Origin of the sequence: Tritonibacter sp. SIMBA_163, from assembly GCF_046535935.1 — a bacterium.
Taxonomy (GTDB): Bacteria; Pseudomonadota; Alphaproteobacteria; order Rhodobacterales; family Rhodobacteraceae; genus Epibacterium; species Epibacterium scottomollicae.
Genome location: NZ_JAWJBP010001418.1, coordinates 1 through 233, shown reverse-complemented (window position 1 = coordinate 233; position 233 = coordinate 1). Strand labels below are relative to the sequence as shown.

Sequence of the window (233 nt, the reverse complement as noted above, 5' to 3'; positions counted from 1 at the left end):
CTGCTTGGCCATGCGGAAGGTGGGTGCGATATACCAAATCCGAGCCTTCGGATATTTGGCTGCCCGCATGATCATCGCTTTGGAGAGGGCGGTTTTTCCCCAACGTCGACCAGCCACCACGACTTTAAATCGGTGGCGAGACGCATAAACCTCCATCTGTTTGTCATGCAGAGAGACATCGACAATGGCGGCCATTAGTCGTTATCCCCCTCAATCACGAGGTCATTTTCAAG

1 protein-coding gene is annotated in these 233 nt (G+C 52.8%); it reads right to left on the bottom strand.

Features of this window, described 5'->3' with window-relative positions; all coding sequences use genetic code 11:
* A partial coding sequence (locus R0J92_RS26965; protein WP_411053945.1) for a hypothetical protein occupies positions 1-195 on the bottom strand: 195 nt, incomplete at its 3' end.
* Positions 196-233: the final 38 nt, after the last annotated feature.